Source organism: Shouchella oshimensis (genome assembly GCF_004375095.1).
Classification (GTDB): domain Bacteria; phylum Bacillota; class Bacilli; order Bacillales; family Bacillaceae_D; genus Shouchella; species Shouchella oshimensis.
This window is the reverse complement of sequence record NZ_SNUX01000004.1, coordinates 419,269-439,238: the sequence shown is the minus strand read 5'-3', so window position 1 is coordinate 439,238 and position 19,970 is coordinate 419,269. Positions and strand designations below refer to the sequence as shown.

The following is a 19,970-nucleotide window of genomic DNA, read 5'->3' as shown; positions in this document are numbered from 1 at the left end:
TTATGGACTTAACGTCGCAATGGCATCTTCAATTTGTTCCCGAGCAGCTTTTAACGCTTGTTCAGGGTCTGTTCCATCATTCCAGATAGACGTATAGGCTACTTGCATTGGACCCCAGACAGAAATCATTTCTGGCATATTCGGCATTGGAACAGCTTGTAAGGATTGCTCTAAAAAGGCAGTTGAAATGTCATCCTTTTGAATAAGCTCATGTTCAATCAGTGATTTTATTGGTGGAAGTTGACCAGTCATTTCATAACGCTTTAACAACATCTCTTCACTTGATGCAAATTGTGCTAGTAATGTAGCTGCCTTTGGATACTCACTATAGGAGTTGACGTAATACGCTTTAATACCAGAAAAGGATTGTGGGGCTTCTCCATTTTCTAGTAATGGAAGTGGGGCCACACCAAAATTCACCCCTGCGCTTTCGTGATTGCGGACATCCCAAGGACCTGAAATGCGATAAGCAAGGTTGCCCTCGTTAAAGAAAGAAGAAATCACATCACCTGTAATATCTTCAATAGCTAACGGCAATAACTCATCATGCATGGACGCTAAGAAATGCCCTGATTGAATGGCACCCTCATTATCGATGCCAAGGTCTTTAGCATTTGTGTTCTGATCTCCAAATACATAGCCACCGTAGCCAGCCATAAACGCATGGGTATAGTAAAAGTTTGCTGGCTCCATCATAAAGCCAAACCTGCGCTCACTATTTGTGGACTCTTCTTGGAACGCTTTTGCTGTAGTGAACAACTCTTCCCATGTGGTTGGAGGTTCTTCTACAATGTCTTTATTGTAATAAAGTGCATACGTTTCGATGGCAAGAGGGAAGCCATACATTGTTAATTGCCCATCTTGATCAACGTAGGAGGCCCCACTTACAGATGCATCCATAAATGCTTCTTTGTAATCGCTTGCATAATAGTTGTCATAAACAAGTCCTGCCGACACCATTTTTCCAAGGTGATCGTGAGCGGCATTAAACACATCAGCTCCGAGACCAGCAGGCCCATCGGTTTCCAATTTCGTTGGTGCATCCGTATGCCCTACCTCTTGTAACTCGACTGGAACACCATACGCTTTTTCAAATGCTTCCGCAACGTATGCCGCCCACTCTGCCTCTTCATCTCCATTGTCCCAGAGTATGAGGTGTGCGCCTTCTTCAGGTGATAAACTTTCTTCTGTTGGTGGCTCATTTGGTTCATTTGCCACTTCCTCAGGCTCTTTTTCATTTCCATTTGTACAGCCAACTAATAAGCTTGTTAACAGCGCCCCGGAAATAAGTGTACCGATTGTTTTTTTAAACGCCATTCTTGACTCCCCCTTAGTAATGAAAGCATCTTTCATTAGTAAAGGTGTATGTGGAAAACAAGCTGTTTATGTTGGGTAACAGTAGTCATAGCAATGCTTAGAAGATGTTTTAGCCGAGAATGATAAGACGATATGCCTTGTACATCCTTCTACGGTAAGCGCAAACGCTTGCACCGAGTCGTAAAATACGGTGCTTATAAATATTTTTCGACAAAAATAAAAAAGCAAAACACCCATCAGTGATCCCGATAGGTGTTTAAGACAAATGTTAAGATTTAGCATAGTATGGTGCCTTCCATTTTACAATGCATGCGATTAGTAAGCCGACAAGCCCGAGACCGAACAAAATAAGCTGGATGCTAACATCAGCAGCGACTAATGCACTGACAAGTCCATAAGCTATCGGATCAAAGCCGTTCATAGCAAGGAAAATAATGCTCATGACACGACCCATCAATCTACCATCCGTATTTTCTTGTGCCGCTGTAAAGAAAGGGATATAAACGAACGACATTGAAAAACCAATAAAGAAGACAATGATTGTGAGTAGAAGCAAGCTAGGAGCCATACTAAATATTAGTAAAGTTCCTACAGCAGCAAAGAGCCCCATTAATGAAGTGAAGCCTCTGCGTCGAATTGGAATTGAACTTAGAATGAACGTACTAATCACCATGCCGACACCTAAACTGACTTCCATATAACTTAAATGAATGGGTGTCCCGTCATGCAGATTGACTAGTAATGGAATGGCGATGTGCAGGGCTCCGAAAACAAAGAAATTCAGTGTAATCAATACGGCTAAACCAACAAGTAAGAAGTTAGAGCTTTTAATATAGTGGAAACCTTCCCGTAAATCGTTTAGTGGGCTTTGTTTAATGCGGTTTTCCACAGGTGCCTCTTTAATAAAAGGTGGAAAAATGACAATCGCCGAGAGAAAGACAAGAATGGTAGCAACGAGATAGCTTGTTGCTACTGTGCCAGTTTCCATAATTAAACCTGCTACAATCGGACCAATAATGAAAGAAATTTGGTCAACCCCTTGGAAGTACGCATTTGCTTTTTGCAGTTGTTCTTTTGGAACAATTTTTGGAATCATTGAAGAACTGGCGGGACCAAAGAATGCATCAAGTGAACCAAAAACAGCAGCTGATAGTAACAAAAGAATAAACGTCATTTGATCCAAATCGACAAGTAGATAAATCGTCAGCAGTAAGAGGGCCTGAGCTAAGTTGGTTCCAAACATAATGGTGGTTTTTTTATATTTATCTGCTACAACGCCGCCGAAAGTCATCATGAGCAAACGAGGGACGGTAGCAGCGATTAAGACAATACCAAGTGAGCTTGCTGATCCAAGAATGGTTACAACATACCACGTTGTTGTCGTTAAAAACATACTAAAGCCGACAACAGCGAAGATACCTGCAACGAGCAGGAGCACGAACGTTGAATTTTTTCTTAATGGTGTTTGTGCCATAGAGTCGATCTCCTTTAAGACAGTAAGAATAGTATGACCGAACAAAGGTTTATCATGTACAAAACCTAACGTTAGGTAGGTTTGAGTGGTAAGCTGGCTTTACAGAACAAAAAAAAATCAGTACAATGAACCTATAACCTAACGATCGGTCGGTAGATAAGGATTATAACCTAGACGTTTAAAGATGTAAAGGAGAATGATATGCACACAAAAGAAAAAATTAAACACGAAAGTACGGAGCTGTTTGCAACTCTCGGATATGAGGGAACATCAATGGCTCATATTGCCGAACGTGTTGGAATTAAGAAACCATCTCTCTATGCCCATTATAAAAACAAAGAGGCACTATTCTTGGATCTAGTAATGGACATGTCACTGGATTACGTAACATTTATTAAAGATTCTCTTGGACAAGGGAATGTTCCCATTGAGAAGCAGCTTTATCAAGCGTTTATAACGTATGTTCATGACTGGACCCAAGATAACCCAGCCAATCAATTTTACAGCCGATTTCTTCAGTATCCACCTCAACAACTAGCAGAACCATTAAAAGAGATGCTTAGTGAGAGTGAAAGAAAGGTACGTGCTCTTTTCTCTGTTGTTATGAAAGACGGTCAAAAACAAGGCATTTTAACGACAGAGCTTGATTCTGAAACAATGGCATATACGTACTTTGCTTTAATTGAAGGATTGGTTACAGAAGTGGTTTTTTATACACCAGATGAAATTAGTAAGCAAGCAGAGGAGTCTTGGAACGTCTATTGGCGGGGTATTAGAGCATAGCGACACGTAGCTGACACGTACTTAAATCATGATGGGGGAAGGTCATTTCCTTCCCTTTCATCATGTGAAGAGTGACCTTTATTCCGAACCCTTTAAAAAGAATCGACAATGGATCATCGTACGAAAGAAGTGAATCCACTTCACGAATAAGCCAACGAGAAAGGCAGCAATTAACGTACCCTCGCGAATGCCGTAAAACCCTCCAAGAAGTGCTAAAGATAGAAGTAAGCCAGTTAAAACAAGCATCCAGTCAAAGTATATTTTTACGGAGCTAAACGGTTTCCGTAAACGATTGGCGAGTACATGAACAATCGCTTCACCAGCGTTCATGACGGTTTTAGCTTCTATTTGTAATGTGACCCCTAATGCAACAAAAAAACTGCCAATGACCACAATTCCGATTTTCTCTAAATAGAACGTAGGCTCTAAAAACGAGGTAAGATACATACCGAGATCAACACTCATACCGAGTAAAGGCGCAATCATAAGCTGTGCATATTGAATAAAAGGGAAATCCTTTTTAAGAATGAGTTTTTGGAGAAAGACAAAGAGCAGTAATGTTAAAAAAGTAAAGGTACCAAGGGACAAAGGAAGCGCAAGACTCAATACATATGGAACGCTTGATATTGGAGTTGTTCCGAGATCAGATCGAGTCGTAAGGGCAATGCCTAAACCCATAGAGACGATGCCTAATAAAAACAGTACATAGCGCTGAAAAACGTGCAATTGAATCCCTTCTTTAATCAATATGATACCGACATGCTTCTTGAAGTTTCTGAAGCGTGTCCATGTAATTAGCTAGATCAGTCGTTGAAATATCTTTTACTAAACCTTTATAGAATTGCTCTGTACCAGGTTGAACCGCTTTGTACAGCTGACTTCCATGTTCCGTTAAACAGATGTAGTGGGAACGTTTGTCTTCATCGTTAAGCCTTTTCTTTATAAGTGTTTTTTGTTCAAGCAAGTCAATAATCCGCGTCAGCGTGGCTTTATCCTTTTCAGCAGCAATAACTAGTTGCTTTTGAGTGAGGTCGCCATAGGTGTAAAGTCTTTTAATAACTGTCCACTGTTCTGGTGTAATAGCAAATGATCTTAAGTAGGAGGTAAAGGCTCGAAACATCATACGGTGGGTTTGAGCCGTTGCAAACCCAATGGATTCGTCGAATGATTCCAAATGGAGCACTCTCCTTCTTTATAAAGTTCGTGCAACAACTATATCAAGAATAAGAAGTGCTGTCAAAGTAGTTCGTGTGACAACTATATGGCCAGCTAGGGATTAAAAAAGCAGATGAATGATTTCATTCATCTGCTTTCACTTATTCAGCGCTGCTAAAGGTTTGTTCGTAATTGTACAAAGCGTTCGCATCGTCTTTTATACGGGTTAAGTAATCAATATGGGTTTCAAAGGTTGCTTCTTCTTCCACTTGTTCGTCTAAGAACCAGTTTAAAAACGAAAGGGTTTGGTATTCTCGTTCTTTTTCAGCAATGGCATAGACTTCGTAGTAACTTTTGGTTACGGCTCGTTCTTGTGCTAATGCTGCATTGAATGTATCAATTAACGCACCGTAATCACGTTTTGGTGCATCAAGGGCGTCAAATACGGCTAAATGACCTTTGTCATTTAGATAGGTATACACTTTCATCCCGTGTTCCCGTTCTTCAGCCGCTTGATTTAGAAAGAATTGTGCAAACCCATTATAGCTAATAGAGTGGCAGTAAGCTGCCATTGCCATGTAATCATGTGCCGCTTGGAATTCTATGTTCATTTGTTTATTAAGTGCAGAAGCAAGATTTTCTGATAACATAATTGGCATCGCTCCTTATCTCATAAGAGTAGTAGGTAAGATTGAAAAAAGTAGCAACAACAAAACAGCGTTACTACTTTCTTCACTATAGCATATGAATGGTTTTGGAACCTACTTGTTACACTTCATCCTCAATTTTCTCGTAATCATCGTGTTTAATGACTGTACGCTGTAGTTCGTCATCACGTCCGGTATAGTCATCAAATTCGACAGAGATGGTATTGTCATAAATGTTAATCACATGTGCTTTTTTGTCTTTGAATTCTCCCTTTGTGACGATGACACGATGTAAGTTTTGTATTTTTGTTTCTTCTGCCATGACAATCTCTCCTTTAATTTCATTTATTCATTTTTCCCGTAAGTGAGATAGTGAAAACTTGATTTTCTTTATTTCTAACATAGGAAGCTGGATGATTTCAAGAATTCTGGTCCTACGTTTTTTAAAAAAATTACTACAAAATTTGTCAATTTTTTCACTTATAAATGGTACACTATTCCTATAAGTAGATGGATTGGAGCGAACAGGGCGTGTAAACATTTTTTCTCTTTTCAGCTTTTCAAAAACTGAATAGGAAGAAGGAGTGTTTTTGCCATGCGCTCAAAAGCGTTTTTTTTGTTGCTAATCGGGCAAGCCAATAATAGTGCTGTCATGGTGCTGTATATCATTGCCCTTATGGACGTTATGTGGAAACAGACTGGCTCTGTTTTCATAATGAGTTTGGTTCCCGTGGTTATTACAGGTACTCGTTTTGTGTCTAGTTTGGTGGCACCTCTATTGTTAAGACGCTACGCCCTACCCAACATTTTAGCAGGTAGTCAATGGACGAAAAGTGTTCTGTTTCTTTGTTTAGTTAGTCTTATGTCGTTTGAAAACGTGATCCTGCTATTTTTTGTTGTAAGCATGGTTGCCTTCTTGGACGGTCTCTCTGATCCAGCGAGTCAAGCATTACTGCCGCAAATCGTCGTCAAATCAGATTTGATGAAGGCAAATAGCACTTCATCTGTTGTCTTTGAGACAGTGAGTATGAGCTGTTGGCCAGTTGGTGGCATCCTATTAGTGTGGCTTCATGCAGAAGGCGTATTTATTGCAGTTATTGGCTTTTCTATCATTGCAGCCCTTTTCTTTTCACTAGTGGGTTTACATGCTCCGCAATGCCGTCCACATTCACAATCGGTTGAATGGAGAGTAAGTATGGGCATTGGGTGGATGAAAGTTCATGAAACGCCTTGGCTCAGACGGGTTATGGCAACAACAGCATTAGAGGCCATTGCCGGCGTAGTATGGATTGCGGCAATTGTATACGTGTTTGTTGATGAAGTCCTCCATGTTTCGCAAGCGTGGTGGGGGTTCATGAACGCCAGTTTTTTTGCAGGCCTCATTCTCGCAGGCGTAATACTTGTGAAAATGGCTCATGTATGTGAGAGGCGGCTACCGCTGTTGCTTTTAATCGGGTTTAGTAGTGGTGCAGTTTTAACGACGGTTTTTGCCTTGCATGCCATTCCGCTTCTTGCGCTTTTGCTGGTAGCTGGTGTTGGTGTTTGTGAACAAATGAGAAGTGTAGCCTTACACACGATCTTGCAACAACAAATTGAAGAAGAAAAACTAGCATATGTGTATACGGTGCAAGGAGCTGTGTCGACTCTTGCTTTCGGCATGGGAGCCTTTCTGGTTGGAATTTTGGCGGATGTCATGGACATACGTGTAGTCTATATCGGTTCAGCTCTCTTGCTGAGCGGTTGTTTTATTATCTGGCTCAAAACATGGAAGCGAATGTAAAAAGGGCGGGTGATCCGCTCTTTTTTAGTGGTTTAAAATGAGAGGAGAGGAACATGGCGGAGATTAAAATGAAGGCAAGAGGTGAGAATTCACTTGTTACAAAAGCGGTTGATTGGTTCGTGGACGGGTTAAAGGCTAATCAAATCTATGAACTTACCTTAACAAGGGAATTACCCACCTATCAATTAAGATCGAGAGCGGTTTTCCGTTCTGATGTGAATGGAGAGATTCATCCAAATAAAACGTCCCCACTAAGTGGATCCTATTTGGCTGTGGATGCAATGGGCCTATTTTGGTCGATGGAAAAAGTAAATAGGAAACAAGCTGTAGAAAAAGAGCAAAAAGTCGCTCCTAGGTACTATATGTTGACACTGAGACACCAAGAGGAAACCCTCGATTCGATTTCTATTCGTCGTTATTGGCATTGCTCTTCTATTACCCGAAAAGCCGTGTTGGAAGAACGTATCATTGGAACATACTTCTACGAAAAAGGTGTAAGAAAGCCAACCGTTCTTATTGTCGGCGGATCGGAAGGGGGAATTTATGAAGAATACGCAGCAGCTCTAGCAAATGAAGGATTTCATACATTTGCAATAGGTTATTTCAATGTTCCGAGCGGACCTGCTCAATTAGTTCATATTGAACTTGACCAAGTGGAAAACGTCTTACAGTGGTTAAAAAAACGCCCTGAGACAATAGGTGAAATTGGTATACATGGGACGTCTCGAGGTGGTGAACTTGCGCTATGGTCAAGTATACATGTAGCGCAAATTAGCGCCTGTGTTTCACTTAATGGTATGAGGTATTCAATGGCAGGCATTGTTCCTTGGTCAGAGGAGCAATGGCTACCACCTGCATGGAAGTATCATGGAGTTCCTTTACCTTATTTGACCCCTCTTAATCCTAAAAAAATAGCGATGGCATGTAAGGAACTTTTTTTAAAAGGGGAAAATCCATTCAAGATATGGTATGAAGCTCTATATGAACAAATTGCTCAGTTCCCTAAGGCGAAAATTCCACTTGAGCAATCAGGTAAACCGACATTACTCATTGCTGGGCAAGAAGACGGTATGTTTCCGGCAGAGGTGCTAACGCAAACGGAGACATGTGATTATGTTCAGAGGATCTTGTATCCAGAAGCGGGACATGAGATTGGGATTCCTTACTTGCCCATTTTTGCTACTTCTTATCTTGGTGGTAGAAAAAGAGAAACAGCAATGGCAAGTATAGAATCTTGGAAGGAAGTCATTCAATTCTTCCATACACACTTACAAAAAGAATCGTAAGAAACAGTCCTCATGCCCTGTTTTTACGATTCGTTTATAGGAGAAATGCCTGACGCTATTAATTGTGCAAGTAACTTTTGATAACCTCGTTCATTTGGATTTTCATGGTCAATAGCGAGTAGTTGGTTTGTGTTTTTTTGTAGAGCTTGATACGCATCGATAATTTGAACGGTACCGCGGTTTTCTAACACTTTCAAACGGTGGTTGTAGCTTTGTATTGCTTGATCAAGTTCTTCTTCTTGGGGGTACGGGTTGTATACATTTACGATTCGTATACAATAGGGCTGACGTGAGCCTTCTTTAATAGACAAGATATAGCGTAGAAGTGTTTCCATTGCTTGGAAGGTTACCATTTCCGCTTGTAAGAATGGGCGATCCGATTGAATCAGCTTCGCCATCTCATAAGCGTCTAGGAAATCGTTTCCACCAGCTGTTATGGTTATAATGGATGCGTTATAAATGAGATGTTCGTGCTGGTAGTTTGATGCATACCAGTAAAGTTTCCGAGCGGTAAGAGTACCTTCACCCAAACGTTTTAAACAAACCGGCTCTTTTAGGGTTTTTTTTAAATACTGTAAATAAGGAGTGATCAGTCCATTTTGTTGATGGCTAAGTGAATCTTCTGCTGTGAGTGAATCCCCTATTGCGAGATAGGTGTACATGAGGGGCAGATTCACCTCCTTTGTACAGTGTACTCTTAAAGACAAGCGAAGCAACGGCGACTGTCTGTACAACTGAAAAAGAAAAGAGGGCTCTTTATATGTGGAAATATCATGTTCTAATTTGTTCATTGTTTATGATGGTTGGCGCTTTTATCGGTTTCTCCCTGCCCATGTATATAAGTGGTGTTACCATCACACCGTTAGATCTAGTGATCGCGCTCATTGTGGCAGTTATCTCCATTCCCATTCATGTTCTCATTCATGAAGCTGGTCATCTACTGTTTGGGAAACTATCGGGCTATCGGTTTTTATCGTTTCGTCTATTCTCGTACATGTGGGTGATGGATGGAGAACGAATTCGATTTAAACGATTGACGACACCAGGCATAATTGGACAGTGTTTAATGATTCCACCTCCCTTTAAAGAAGGAGAGGCGTTTCCATACCGTCTTTACTTAGCTGGAGGCGTATTGCTGAATGTGCTTGTATCTATAGGGGTAGTTGGATTATCGCTTATTTTTAACATTCAGTCTCTCTCTATTTTAATAGCTGCGACGTTGGGTGCTTTTATAGCGTGTTTAAACCTTATACCTATTAGCATTAGCGACGGTGCAACACTTAAGAAGTGTATAAAGAATCATGATATGAGGTGGTTGCTTTATGTGCAACTGCGTGTTAACGCTGAGATGACTCAAGGAAAAAGGTATGCTGAATTAGATCCTCGTTTTTTGAATCGACCTATGTCGATTGATCATGATGATCCCTTTCAATGGTTTATTAAATTTCTTACTTATTACATAGAGTTGGATAAAGGCGCTTATGAAACAGCATGGATACAGTTAAAAGACATGTGGGATCAGCTAGATACAAAGCATTTCTATCACCCAAGCCTGAAGAAAGAATGGCTCTTTTATCGTCTTATGACAAATCAGCTTGATCAACTAAACGTTGAACAATCATTTTTAACAGGAAAGCAGTTAATCGATCGACGTCTACAAGCGTGGTACCAATGGAAGGTAGAAAAAAACGCAAAAGGGGCACTTGCTACTTGTGAAAAGGCATTGCAAGAAACGATTTACCATACGAATAAAGGGCATTTTAAAGTGGAAGCGCAATTCATAAACGAATTAAAAGCTGATATTGCACATACTAGCCAGATTGGATAAAGAAGAGTTTATTATTAGCTAACATCCAACTATGAAAAGAGTATAAAAAGTTTCTTCTTATTTATAAGCACCGCCCCGAGGCAAAGGGGAAAATCAGGTGTTGACAATGAAATTGGAAACCACTATGATCTCCTATATTAGAGCGAATAGGATGCAGAGGAGATGCAGGTGTTGAATCGCATACCGAAACTAATAAAGTTTCCTGAGGAAATTGTTCGAAGGGTAAAAAACTATCAAGCCGAACACAATATATCGACTTTTTCTAAAGCGGTCTATCAGCTCATTGAAAAAGGATTAAACAAGAAAGAACACTCGAAGTGACAGTGTTTCTTTTCTATAAAAATGGAAGCGTTAACAATTAGGGGGAGGGGGGCGCTAATGATTGACCGCACGCAAGCGATTAAAACAGCAGAAGAGCTAGTAGCTAATAGGTTTCCGACATGTGAGCTAGCCTTATTGGCAGGGAGCGTTGCTCGAAATGAACACATGAAAACGTCTGATTTAGATATTATTGTATTTGATAATCAAGTGTCTTCATCTTTTCGAGAGTCGCGTTACCAAGATGGTTGGCCAGTTGAGTGGTTTGTTCATTCTACCACTTCGTTTCGGGTTATTTTTGAAGCTGATCAACAAAGCGCGAGCCCTACCATGCAACGAATGATGGTTGATGGATTGGTGTTAGTCAACCATACTCATGACTTTTATGAACAATTAAAAGCTGAATCAGAATTGGTTTTACAAAAAGGGCCTGACCCTTGGTCTTCACAAACCCAAAAGGAAAAGCGTTATTTTCTTACAGATACGTTAGAAGATCTTATAGGCGAACATAGAAAGCGAGAATTGTTCTTTATCGTTAACCATTTGATGGAACAGTTAGGAGAGTTTGTTTTGCGTATGAATGGTCACTGGATTGGTCAATCAAAATGGCTCTATCGATGTTTATATGCATACGACAGCCATTTTGCGGTGTCTTTTTATCAAGCATTTGAATATTTTTATCAAACTGATCGGAAAGAAAAGGTCATTGGGCTGACTCAGCATGTATTAGATGAAGCAGGAGGCCCGTTATTTGATGGGTTTTCTTTAGGGAAGAACAACTAAGCTACATAAACGAGTTAAAGGAGGATCTCAATGCTACGTAAAGCAACTGAAGCAGACGTAAATGGCATTGCGTCTGTACATGTCCAGTCGTGGTTCACAACATACACAGGCATAATTAAATCTGAAATCCTTGCTGGTATGTCAGTTGAAAATCGAGCTACAAGCTGGTCGCATCACGTTAAGGACAAGGACCAGCTTATTTATGTATACGAAATCGATGGTCACATTGTTGGTTTTGCGAGTGCAAGACAATCAACTGCTTTCATTTTGACAATATACATTTTAGAGGACAATCAAGGGGAGGGTATTGGGAAAATGCTCATACAAACCATCCTTAAAGATTAGCAAGCCTTGGTCATCAAAAGGCCACCGTTGAGGTATTAGAAGCGAATAGAAGTAAATCTTTCTATGAGCGAATGGGTGCAAGTCTAATAAAGAGAAAGCTTGTACCTCAATATGGGGAAGGGAACGTTCTATTGACGTATAGATGGGATGCTATGTAAAAAAATAAATAGAGTATTTGAAAGGCTAATTTCTCCCGCTCTTTCATAGGTATGAAGAAAACGTAAGATGAAGGAGCGTGTATATCTATGACTGATAACTATTCTGCTACTCAACCGTTTCCATCACCATTTTCAGGTTATAGGAGCTATGATTGGGAGCAAGATCAACCTGCAAGACTTCATTCACAAACCGTTGGCAAACGTGGACCGATCTTAAAGCAAGATACGATTGAACATGAAACGTTGCAAACGTTTATTCACGAAAAGCTAAGAGAGCGACCTGTTCATGTAAAAGGATTTGGCGCCTTCGGATACTTTGAAACGTATTATTCTATGTCCCCCTATACGTCATTATCTTTTATGCAACAAGCGGGAACACAAGTACCGGTTTTTGTCCGGTTTTCTCTCGCTGTTAGCACAAAAGGAACACCGGACACTTCGAGAAATGTTCGAGGATTCTCGACGAAATTTTATACGCAAGAGGGAATTTATGATTTAGTATGTAATCATATACCCGTATTTTCGGTTCGTGACACGATTCGCTTTCCAGAGGCTATTAAGGCATTTTTACCTTCGCCTGAAAATAACTTAATAGACCCGAATCGTTTTTGGCAGTTTGTGGCACGTAGTCCAGAATCGTTACATTTTGTCCTTCGCTTATATTCGAATATGGGGACTGTCAAAAGCTTGCGCCATATCCCAGGTCATAGCGTGAATACCTACGTATGGAAGAATGCTAACGGAGAGCGTCGTTATGTGAAGCTGGCTTGGTTTCCACTTGCAGGAGAACGCTACATTCGAAACAATGAGGCGGTTCGTTTAGCTGGTGAAAATCCTGATGTGGCAGGTCAGGATCTGTACGACACCATTAAAGCCGGTGGAAAAGTAGAATACGGCTTATATACCCAAGTAATGGATATGGAGGCTGCGAATGGCTTACCGTATGACCCTTTAGATGATACAAAAGTGTGGGATGAACAACAGTTCCCGTTTCTTCCAATTGGAAAAATGACCCTTAATAAGAACCCTGATAATTTTGAAGAACAAGTGGAAAAAGCCGCTTTTTCTCCGAGTCATCTGCTAGAAGGGGTAGAGCTCTCAGACGACAAGATGCTTCAAGGTCGTGCCAACATTTATTGGGATTCACAACGTCACAGAATTGGTTCTGAATTCCGTAAAGTACCGGTTAATCAGCAATCGAACTGGTCGCCAGGTGATTTAGTGACGAGTGGAGATGGCCGGTACATAGAAGGAATTATGCAACGATCGGACATTGAGAAACAAAATGATTACACTCAACCACGACTGTTCTTTGAAGCGTTACCAGAAAAAGAACAAGAGGATTTAATTCTAAACATTGGTAGCCAGTTAAAGGATGTGGAGCAGGAATTACAGGTAAGTGTGTTAGCTGAGCTGAACAATGTATCACCAGAGCTTTCCTCAAGGATTAAACAGAATATGAACAACGAGAGGTAAGGCGTTTCCTCGATTTTGTTCTGGTTGCGAAAAGGAAACAGAAGAGTTTAACGGCTCTTCTGTTTAATTGGTTTTAAATCTTCTTCTGTTACCCACTTGAAATTTTGAACGTCTTCTTTGGAATTAGAGATAAAATCAATCATATAAACGGTTGTTTCCCGTTGATCGACAATTTTTACCCTCTCTCCTTCTTGTTGAGGAATAGGTGTATGAAGCTGAACAAATGCCTCATTTTCTATAGAAGTTTCCCCGTCATCGTACATTTCTTCTTGAATGATCCATTTATAAGATAAGGGCTCAGAATCATTAGCCGCTTTATACTCAACTTCGTATGCAGTTGTTTCATATGCTCCTTTAATTGTTGCGACTGCATAGGCCATTCCAGGAACGGCATCATACAGAATGATTGCTTTTGAACCAACTGGATACGTTGGGTCTTCTGCTACCTCCAGTTGAGGTGGAACCTCATTCGAATAGTGCTGTTGAATGGTACCAATGTCCTGGCGATTTTTTGATTCATGTAATGTTTGAAAATGGTCAGTGTGTTCCTTCAAAGGGTGAGGTTGACCGCCATTTTGGTGGACGCCACAACCTGTTACAAGCATAATCAGCGTACAACATACGCCTGTATGCTTAATGAATGTGTTCAATTGCATTGATAACACTCCTTTTTAAAGTCGTGCTATTAGATTCTCCAATCTACTTAAAAGCATGCTCGACTTAAAAAAGAAAGTAAGTTTGATCAAATATCGTCAATGTAGTCTAGCGTATACTGTACGTAAGAAGTGGAGGTGAGTAAAGGTTAAATGTCTACATTCTCGCAAATGTGTATGCAAGAGATCGAACAAATACTGTTTGAACCAACACAACTTAAAACGATTGCGGTAAGGACGGGGTATTCACCCTCTCATTTTCATCGTAAGTTTATGGCTGAATTTAAGATGAGTTTCGTTGAGTATGTAAGAAAAAGACGATTGGCTTATGCTTCATCTTTATTAATCCATACAAGAAAACGAATTATAGAAGTTGCATTAAGTGTCGGCTTTGAGAGTCAGGAGTCGTTTACACGAGCATTTCAAAAAAGATACGGGCTACCACCGGGAAGATACCGTACACTATTAAAGGGATTAAAGGAAGGGGATCAAACGATGGAAGGAACATCGATAAAAGGATGGATGTTAGCAGGGGACGAACCACAGCATTATGAGGTTGGGCTAGATACGCAAGTTGTCCACCAAGGAAAGCAGTCAGCTTATATAAAGGGGGTAACGGCAAAACCAAATGGAGGATTTGTTACACTTATGCAACAATTCAAAGCGGATAAGTATGTAGGAAAACGCATGAAGCTTTCTGGATTTGTGAAAACGAATGGCATTCAAGAATATTGTGGATTATGGATGAGAGTGGATAATAAGCAACATGATGTTCTCCAATTTGATAATATGTTTGACCGTAAAATTATAGGAGATACCGATTGGAACATCTATAGTATCGTTCTAGATATCCCGGAAGAGAGTGACTTGATTGCTTTTGGTCTAAACGTATCGGGGCCCGGACAAGTATGGTTAGACAGTTTAATCTTTCATGAAGTAAAGAAGACAGTTCCTACAACAAATGTTGATTGGCAATCTGAATTGGATGATGAGCCACAGAACCTCACTTTTGATAACTGAAGAGACCTTCCCTTATGTAGGGAGGTTTCTTTTTAGTTAACATCATAAAAATAAGGCGAAAACCTTTCGCATATTAAACGGAAGGAAGATAAAATGGAAATAGTATGTAGATTTGGTGCGTCTAGGGAAGCATGTACGTTTTACTTACATAACAATTAAGAAGAAATGGTTTAAGCGAGAGCTACTACATCCTTATAATATCGATAAAAAATAGAAAAAAGAACAGAAGCTTGTATAGTCAGATAATTGAAAGTAGAGTAAGATAATGAGAAAAAAGTGGAGTGTCAAAAATGGATCGTAATTATGTCATTATCGTCGTATCTCGAAATGTGGGTGCTCTAAGAAAAGAAAGTCATCTTACTGAAACGCAAATGGCAAATGCGTTAGGCGTCACAAAGAAAACCATCGTTCAGTTAGAGTCAGGTCATCTTCGGGCAGGATGGACACTAGTTTGTGCGATTTGTGCCATTTTTCAAGAAAGTGAAATTCTGGAACGGTTGTTTGGTGGCGATCCATTAGAAGTCATTAAGTTGTTAAGTGACGATCGGGAAACGATTGTGCGGCAAAAAACAAAAGGTGGTAAAATTTGGTGGAAAAGCGTTAAAACATTGGGAAGTTATCGGCTTCAACAAAACATGATAAGCCAACATTATCGGATCATTGATGATTTGGATTACAGAATAGAAAGTACATTTAGTTACGAAACGGCTCTTGAAACATTGGAACATCTTGCAAAAGGACGGTATGAAAAGAGGTAAGGTTCGTAGGTGAAATGAAAAGGAAATAGATAGGAAATTCAAGGGCATAAGGGTAATGTTGCTACGTTTGTGTTACTCTATAGTGTATAGTAAGGATCAAGTGAATAGTAGAATGTAGATGCAGGAGAAGATAGAGATATGATCAAATCCAAAGACTATTTAAAGCCAATTACAGAAACCATTTTAGCTGAGAAAATGGCATTAGCGAACATGCCTCCATCGCATGATCATATAGATGAAGCGACGCTCGTTTCAAGGCTAAAACCGTGGCGACACGAACTTATTGAAGTCTATGCACATTCATTTTTAAAGGATAAAGAAGAATCAGAAGAAGCAATGGATATTTGGGGAGAAGCTGTTGCAGGCTTGTTAGTATCTCTTGATTTAAAATTGGATGTAGCGTTAAAAGAAATAACCTATTACCGCGATCGAATAGGTGTCATTGTTAAAGACCAAGCAGAGGAAGAGGGCTTTTCCTTTAATCATTTGTATGACATCATTTCAAAATTTAATCAAATTGTAGATTTAGCGATCCAAAAGGTAAGCCAAACGTACATGAGAGATTACGCAAACAATATTGAAGTGGCGAAATATGCGATTGACGAACTTTCTGTTCCTCTTGTGCAGTTAACCGATGAAGTGGGAATCATACCGATTATCGGTGAAATCGATACAAAGCGAGCGCAATATTTGATGACAAATGCATTGGATAAAGGTTCTCAGCTAGGGTTGAAATACATTATCCTTGATTTATCAGGTGTAAGCGTCATTGATACGATGGTCGCTGCTCAGATCTTTAAAGTTGTTGATGCGCTTAAGTTGATTGGAATCGAAACAATGATTAGTGGAGTTCGTCCCGAAATTGCTCAAACAATGGTTTCATTAGGTATTAAAGTAGATTTAAAAATCTATAGCTCGTTAAGACAAGCATTTGGAAAGATTTCAATCGACCAATAGCTTCTAGCGTCTGAGTTGCTATTTTTAAACAGAGCTCTATTTGGTATAAATACACTTCATTGGGTACAAACAACCCTTAATAAGGAAAGAAAAGCAGTGTCAAAGGGCACTGCTTTTCTTTCGTGACTTTTCACTGAATGAGATCTTTGTAAAAAGACTGGAGGGCATTTGCAAGAGGTAATGGTTGATCTTCATTCACTTCATGACCTGCATGAGGAATGCATAGTAGCTTGCTTTTAGGAATAGCTTTAGTCAACTGAAAAGATGCACGCTTATTAACATAATCCTTTCCACCATAGATAATGAGAGTGGGACAAGCAATCTCGGCTAAAGAAGAGCGAAAATCAAGGTCTTCCATTGAACGGGTTAATGTAATGAAATCCTCTTTTTGAAACCCTTCTTGAGGAAAGATACGGCGTGGTAATAGATGAAAGATGGCAGATTGCACCTGTAACAATCGTTTTGGCATCACGCATTGAGTACCGATTAAACATAAGGAAGCTACTTTTTCAGGGTAATCTATAGTGTAATGAAGAGAAAGAATACCGCCTAGTGATAAGCCTGTCAGATGAAGGGGTTCATCTGACTGATGGCACCAGTCAACGAAACGTTGATACACGTTTACATAAGTAGCATCTGCTCCCTTAAGTAAAGAAATTAAATTAGGGCAGTTATCTGTCTCAGCTGCTGGTAATCCTTGAAGTGTACGATTCCAGCTTGAAGGCTTTTGCCCGAGACCATGTACAAATACGTTCACTCGCTTTTCTCTCCTTTCAGAGCTATTTGTCTCCTCTGTTATACTTATGATAAATGAATACAAGATAAATGAGAACTGGCACTAAAGGAAGTAAATACACCAATTCAGCAACTTCCACTTGACGATCTGAATCTGGATTTGACGTAAAAGAATACATTAAAAAAAGAATACCGCTAATGGCTATAGCAATCATTAAGAAGAGGGTACCAATAATGAACACACCTTTTTATAGCTGTTTTTCTAAGTATACCAAGTGGTTGCTAGTCATAACAGCTACAATTCATGTAATTGGTTTTCTGACCCCATAGATTCTTACTTACTGATACGTTTGTAGTAAAACAAATGTTTTTACACAGCATTTCCGCATCTTTTACCTTTCACGATCAAATGAAAGGTGCTACTCTCAGGTCATATGAACGTTTACTAGATAAAGGAGTGTACCATGGATTATCACCTATTTCGTTTAATAAACGACTTATCTGGCCATTATAGGCTACTTGATATGGTCATGTTATGGAGTTCGGAGTATGTCACGATTTTGTTGGCATTCGCGCTGTTTGGTTTTTTTATAGTTGGTTTAAAGAAAAGAATATATATGAAAACCGCATTGTTTACAGGGGCAGCTCTTATTATTTCAATGGGCATTGGGTATGTGATAAAAGGATTGTTTTATCGACCAAGACCATTTGTCGAACATGATGTAAACTTACTCATCATACATAATACGGCTTCCAGCTTTCCTTCTAACCACACGCTTGCTGCTTTTGCCATTGGGCTTGGAATCTTCTTTTTTCATAAAAAAGTAGGTAGCTTACTTCTTCTAGGTGCCGCGCTTATTGGGCTATCACGTGTTTATCTCGGACACCATTATCCGCTGGATGTTTTTGCAGGCTTTAGCATTGCCCTTCTTGTAGTGTTTCTACTTAAGAAAGGCATGAACAAATTAGAAAAAGGGGATCGTCGCCATGTCGCTAAGCGGGTTTCATAGGTGTACGTGAACAAATAAGGAAGCTTTAATTGAAATCATCAGGGAAAGAGCTTGTTGGGGCAACAGAACCCAATAGGCTTTTTTTTATACGATCGAATACAAAAAAATTATTAGAAAATTCATTTACTTATTGCCTCTTTCTAGGTAAACTAGATTTAAAAGCAATTGGAAGAACTTCATAGAGATTCTTCGTTATTTTGCTGATAAATATTTAAATAACTGCTTTTACCGCATAACTTTTTAAAAATACTTTTTGAAGTGAGGGATATTGCATTAAAACGAAATTACATGAAGTCAACCGCGTAAATGTATTAAATCTTATTCGCACCAAAGGCCCTTTATCAAAAGCAGAGTTGGCTGAAAACGTGCAGGTGAGTCAAACGACGGTTTCGACCATTTTAGCTAAATTAATGAAGGAAGACTATGTGATGGAGGAAGGAATCGGTGACTCAACTGGTGGTAGAAAGCCTGTCCTTTATCGGTTTAATCCGAATAAAGCATTAATTATTGCGGTATCGTTACGCAATTCCTCTATTCAAATGGCGGTTCTTAATTTATCAGGTGAACGAAAGAACGAGATGGTCTATCACGTTCAAAATGTAAAAGGCCATGCCTATGTCGAGCACATCTTAACATCCCTTTCTCTTTTTGTGCAGCCCATCCTTGAGAGTCAATCAAAATTAGTTGGAATCTCTATCGTTTGCCCTGGCGTTGTGGATGCCAAAAATGGTGTCATTCTCTATAATGCGAAACTTGATTTGTATCAAATTGAGCTTAAACGCCTTGTGGAAGAAGCATTTGGGCTTCAAGTTTTTGTTGAAAATGATCTAAATGCACTTGTTATTGCAGAGAAGCAGTTTGGTGATGCACCTTATCAGGAGTTGCTCTATCTTTCTATTGATGAAGGAGTTGGTGCTGGGATTGTTGTCCATGATCATATTTTTCGAGGGTATAGTGGTAGTGCAGGAGAAATTGGGCATATGTCTGTTGTTCCAGGAGGAATAGGCTGTTCATGTGGCAATCAGGGATGCTTAGAGAATTATGTAAGCTGGCCAGCCATCTATGCTCGCATTCTATCAGGGTGGTTCACTCAACAAGAGGGAGAAGCCATTGTGGCGAGAGCGGACTTTGTTCCTGAAAAAGTGAAGGCCAGTCATTTTGTAGAGGCAGCATGTGAAGGAGATCCGTTTGCATTAAAAATTGTGGAGGAGATGGCGGAGTACATCGCCGTAGCCATTACAAATGTGCTTCACTTTATGAATCCCCAAGCAGTCATTTTAAATGGTGCACATGTGGTTAATAACGAACCGCTTTTAGCGATATTGCGAGATAAGATTGAAAAGAGAGCCATGACGATCGTTCAGAAGGATTTTGAAATGAAACAAACGGCATTAGGAAACGATATGAATTTGTTAGGAGCGTTGGCGGTTTTGCTTCAAGATGAAATGCAAGTTGGAAAATACAATGTGTTTTTACGGTAGCAAAAT

General features: G+C 39.8%; 22 protein-coding genes. 12 read left to right on the top strand and 10 right to left on the bottom strand.

The window, feature by feature from the left end; genetic code table 11:
- Both E2L03_RS17720 and E2L03_RS17715 read right to left on the bottom strand, forming a co-directional pair.
- Positions 1–1,317 carry a sugar ABC transporter substrate-binding protein gene (locus tag E2L03_RS17720; protein WP_166740365.1) on the bottom strand — a complete coding sequence of 439 codons (1,317 nt, stop codon included), beginning with the start codon at positions 1,315–1,317 and terminating at the stop codon, positions 1–3.
- 268 nt (positions 1,318–1,585) lie between these two features.
- On the bottom strand, positions 1,586–2,791 hold the full coding sequence (locus tag E2L03_RS17715) for an MFS transporter (RefSeq protein ID WP_134259951.1): 1,206 nt from the start codon (positions 2,789–2,791) through the stop codon (positions 1,586–1,588).
- A gap of 201 nt (positions 2,792–2,992) precedes the next feature.
- Between E2L03_RS17715 and E2L03_RS17710 the strand changes: the two genes are divergently transcribed.
- Positions 2,993–3,574 (top strand): TetR/AcrR family transcriptional regulator, encoded by a 582-nt coding sequence (locus E2L03_RS17710; protein WP_124742780.1) that lies wholly within the window; start codon positions 2,993–2,995, stop codon positions 3,572–3,574.
- 78 nt (positions 3,575–3,652) lie between these two features.
- Here E2L03_RS17710 and E2L03_RS17705 read toward each other — a convergent pair whose 3' ends face one another.
- From E2L03_RS17705 to E2L03_RS17690, 4 genes are all read right to left on the bottom strand, one after another.
- Entirely contained in the window at positions 3,653–4,300 is a 648-nt protein-coding gene (locus tag E2L03_RS17705; protein ID WP_241742050.1) for a YczE/YyaS/YitT family protein, read from the bottom strand.
- 13 nt (positions 4,301–4,313) lie between these two features.
- Entirely contained in the window at positions 4,314–4,748 is a 435-nt protein-coding gene (locus E2L03_RS17700; protein ID WP_134259949.1) for a MarR family winged helix-turn-helix transcriptional regulator, read from the bottom strand.
- 142 nt (positions 4,749–4,890) lie between these two features.
- Positions 4,891–5,379, bottom strand: a complete 489-nt coding sequence (locus tag E2L03_RS17695) for a ferritin (RefSeq protein WP_055735398.1) — start codon at positions 5,377–5,379, stop codon at positions 4,891–4,893.
- A gap of 118 nt (positions 5,380–5,497) precedes the next feature.
- Positions 5,498–5,698, bottom strand: a complete 201-nt coding sequence (locus E2L03_RS17690) for a hypothetical protein (protein ID WP_038483903.1) — start codon at positions 5,696–5,698, stop codon at positions 5,498–5,500.
- A gap of 273 nt (positions 5,699–5,971) precedes the next feature.
- Here E2L03_RS17690 and E2L03_RS17685 point away from each other — a divergent pair, with 273 nt between their 5' ends.
- Complete coding sequence (locus E2L03_RS17685; protein WP_134259947.1) at positions 5,972–7,156, top strand: MFS transporter; 1,185 nt, start codon at positions 5,972–5,974, stop codon at positions 7,154–7,156.
- Positions 7,157–7,209: 53 nt separating this feature from the next.
- The gene (locus E2L03_RS17680; protein WP_134259945.1) at positions 7,210–8,442 is read left to right on the top strand and encodes an acyl-CoA thioesterase/bile acid-CoA:amino acid N-acyltransferase family protein; all 1,233 of its coding nucleotides are present in this window, start codon (positions 7,210–7,212) and stop codon (positions 8,440–8,442) included.
- Positions 8,443–8,465: 23 nt separating this feature from the next.
- Here E2L03_RS17680 and E2L03_RS17675 read toward each other — a convergent pair whose 3' ends face one another.
- On the bottom strand, positions 8,466–9,104 hold the full coding sequence (locus E2L03_RS17675; protein ID WP_166740364.1) for an SGNH/GDSL hydrolase family protein: 639 nt from the start codon (positions 9,102–9,104) through the stop codon (positions 8,466–8,468).
- A 98-nt stretch (positions 9,105–9,202) separates the two neighbouring features.
- On the opposite strand from E2L03_RS17675, the gene E2L03_RS17670 reads away from it, so the two are divergent.
- The 4 genes from E2L03_RS17670 (at position 9,203) to E2L03_RS17655 (ending at position 13,350) form a co-directional block, all read left to right on the top strand.
- Positions 9,203–10,270 carry a zinc metalloprotease gene (locus E2L03_RS17670; RefSeq protein ID WP_051667670.1) on the top strand — a complete coding sequence of 356 codons (1,068 nt, stop codon included), beginning with the start codon at positions 9,203–9,205 and terminating at the stop codon, positions 10,268–10,270.
- A gap of 378 nt (positions 10,271–10,648) precedes the next feature.
- Entirely contained in the window at positions 10,649–11,371 is a 723-nt protein-coding gene (locus tag E2L03_RS17665) for a nucleotidyltransferase domain-containing protein (RefSeq protein WP_134259941.1), read from the top strand.
- 30 nt (positions 11,372–11,401) lie between these two features.
- On the top strand, positions 11,402–11,716 hold the full coding sequence (locus tag E2L03_RS17660; protein ID WP_134259939.1) for a GNAT family N-acetyltransferase: 315 nt from the start codon (positions 11,402–11,404) through the stop codon (positions 11,714–11,716).
- 245 nt (positions 11,717–11,961) lie between these two features.
- Positions 11,962–13,350, top strand: coding sequence for a catalase (locus E2L03_RS17655; protein WP_134259937.1), 1,389 nt, complete (start codon positions 11,962–11,964; stop codon positions 13,348–13,350).
- Positions 13,351–13,397: 47 nt separating this feature from the next.
- Here E2L03_RS17655 and E2L03_RS17650 read toward each other — a convergent pair whose 3' ends face one another.
- The gene (locus E2L03_RS17650; protein WP_055735390.1) at positions 13,398–14,006 is read right to left on the bottom strand and encodes a DUF1541 domain-containing protein; all 609 of its coding nucleotides are present in this window, start codon (positions 14,004–14,006) and stop codon (positions 13,398–13,400) included.
- Between the two features lie 150 nt (positions 14,007–14,156).
- Between E2L03_RS17650 and E2L03_RS17645 the strand changes: the two genes are divergently transcribed.
- The 3 genes from E2L03_RS17645 to E2L03_RS17635 all read left to right on the top strand — a co-directional run bounded on the left by E2L03_RS17645 (position 14,157) and on the right by E2L03_RS17635 (position 16,738).
- Positions 14,157–15,023 carry a helix-turn-helix domain-containing protein gene (locus E2L03_RS17645; RefSeq protein ID WP_038483883.1) on the top strand — a complete coding sequence of 289 codons (867 nt, stop codon included), beginning with the start codon at positions 14,157–14,159 and terminating at the stop codon, positions 15,021–15,023.
- A 290-nt stretch (positions 15,024–15,313) separates the two neighbouring features.
- The gene (locus E2L03_RS17640) at positions 15,314–15,781 is read left to right on the top strand and encodes a helix-turn-helix transcriptional regulator (RefSeq protein ID WP_124742770.1); all 468 of its coding nucleotides are present in this window, start codon (positions 15,314–15,316) and stop codon (positions 15,779–15,781) included.
- 138 nt (positions 15,782–15,919) lie between these two features.
- Complete coding sequence (locus tag E2L03_RS17635; protein WP_134259935.1) at positions 15,920–16,738, top strand: STAS domain-containing protein; 819 nt, start codon at positions 15,920–15,922, stop codon at positions 16,736–16,738.
- A 130-nt stretch (positions 16,739–16,868) separates the two neighbouring features.
- Here the strand turns inward: E2L03_RS17635 and E2L03_RS17630 are convergent, their stop codons facing one another.
- Both E2L03_RS17630 and E2L03_RS20600 read right to left on the bottom strand, forming a co-directional pair.
- Entirely contained in the window at positions 16,869–17,495 is a 627-nt protein-coding gene (locus tag E2L03_RS17630; protein WP_038483877.1) for an alpha/beta fold hydrolase, read from the bottom strand.
- Between the two features lie 22 nt (positions 17,496–17,517).
- The gene (locus tag E2L03_RS20600; protein ID WP_148305210.1) at positions 17,518–17,715 is read right to left on the bottom strand and encodes a hypothetical protein; all 198 of its coding nucleotides are present in this window, start codon (positions 17,713–17,715) and stop codon (positions 17,518–17,520) included.
- A 222-nt stretch (positions 17,716–17,937) separates the two neighbouring features.
- Here E2L03_RS20600 and E2L03_RS17625 point away from each other — a divergent pair, with 222 nt between their 5' ends.
- Both E2L03_RS17625 and E2L03_RS17620 read left to right on the top strand, forming a co-directional pair.
- Positions 17,938–18,483, top strand: coding sequence for a phosphatase PAP2 family protein (locus tag E2L03_RS17625; RefSeq protein WP_051667667.1), 546 nt, complete (start codon positions 17,938–17,940; stop codon positions 18,481–18,483).
- 272 nt (positions 18,484–18,755) lie between these two features.
- Complete coding sequence (locus E2L03_RS17620; protein ID WP_276338678.1) at positions 18,756–19,964, top strand: ROK family transcriptional regulator; 1,209 nt, start codon at positions 18,756–18,758, stop codon at positions 19,962–19,964.
- Positions 19,965–19,970 lie beyond the last annotated feature (6 nt).

Bases quoted from the DNA above. Each gene is read 5' to 3' on its own strand.
- E2L03_RS17665 (WP_134259941.1), top strand. From the start codon at position 10,649: ATGATTGACCGCACGCAAGCGATTAAAACAGCAGAAGAGCTAGTAGCT.
- E2L03_RS17635 (WP_134259935.1), top strand. From the start codon at position 15,920: ATGATCAAATCCAAAGACTATTTAAAGCCAATTACAGAAACCATTTTA.
- E2L03_RS17660 (WP_134259939.1), top strand. From the start codon at position 11,402: ATGCTACGTAAAGCAACTGAAGCAGACGTAAATGGCATTGCGTCTGTA.
- E2L03_RS17685 (WP_134259947.1), top strand. From the start codon at position 5,972: ATGCGCTCAAAAGCGTTTTTTTTGTTGCTAATCGGGCAAGCCAATAAT.
- E2L03_RS17675 (WP_166740364.1), bottom strand. From the start codon at position 9,104: ATGTACACCTATCTCGCAATAGGGGATTCACTCACAGCAGAAGATTCA.
- E2L03_RS17720 (WP_166740365.1), bottom strand. From the start codon at position 1,317: ATGGCGTTTAAAAAAACAATCGGTACACTTATTTCCGGGGCGCTGTTA.
- E2L03_RS17655 (WP_134259937.1), top strand. From the start codon at position 11,962: ATGACTGATAACTATTCTGCTACTCAACCGTTTCCATCACCATTTTCA.
- E2L03_RS17645 (WP_038483883.1), top strand. From the start codon at position 14,157: ATGTCTACATTCTCGCAAATGTGTATGCAAGAGATCGAACAAATACTG.
- E2L03_RS17715 (WP_134259951.1), bottom strand. From the start codon at position 2,791: ATGGCACAAACACCATTAAGAAAAAATTCAACGTTCGTGCTCCTGCTC.
- E2L03_RS17670 (WP_051667670.1), top strand. From the start codon at position 9,203: ATGTGGAAATATCATGTTCTAATTTGTTCATTGTTTATGATGGTTGGC.
- E2L03_RS17625 (WP_051667667.1), top strand. From the start codon at position 17,938: ATGGATTATCACCTATTTCGTTTAATAAACGACTTATCTGGCCATTAT.
- E2L03_RS17640 (WP_124742770.1), top strand. From the start codon at position 15,314: ATGGATCGTAATTATGTCATTATCGTCGTATCTCGAAATGTGGGTGCT.
- E2L03_RS17710 (WP_124742780.1), top strand. From the start codon at position 2,993: ATGCACACAAAAGAAAAAATTAAACACGAAAGTACGGAGCTGTTTGCA.
- E2L03_RS17690 (WP_038483903.1), bottom strand. From the start codon at position 5,698: ATGGCAGAAGAAACAAAAATACAAAACTTACATCGTGTCATCGTCACA.
- E2L03_RS17695 (WP_055735398.1), bottom strand. From the start codon at position 5,379: ATGTTATCAGAAAATCTTGCTTCTGCACTTAATAAACAAATGAACATA.
- E2L03_RS17680 (WP_134259945.1), top strand. From the start codon at position 7,210: ATGGCGGAGATTAAAATGAAGGCAAGAGGTGAGAATTCACTTGTTACA.
- E2L03_RS17650 (WP_055735390.1), bottom strand. From the start codon at position 14,006: ATGCAATTGAACACATTCATTAAGCATACAGGCGTATGTTGTACGCTG.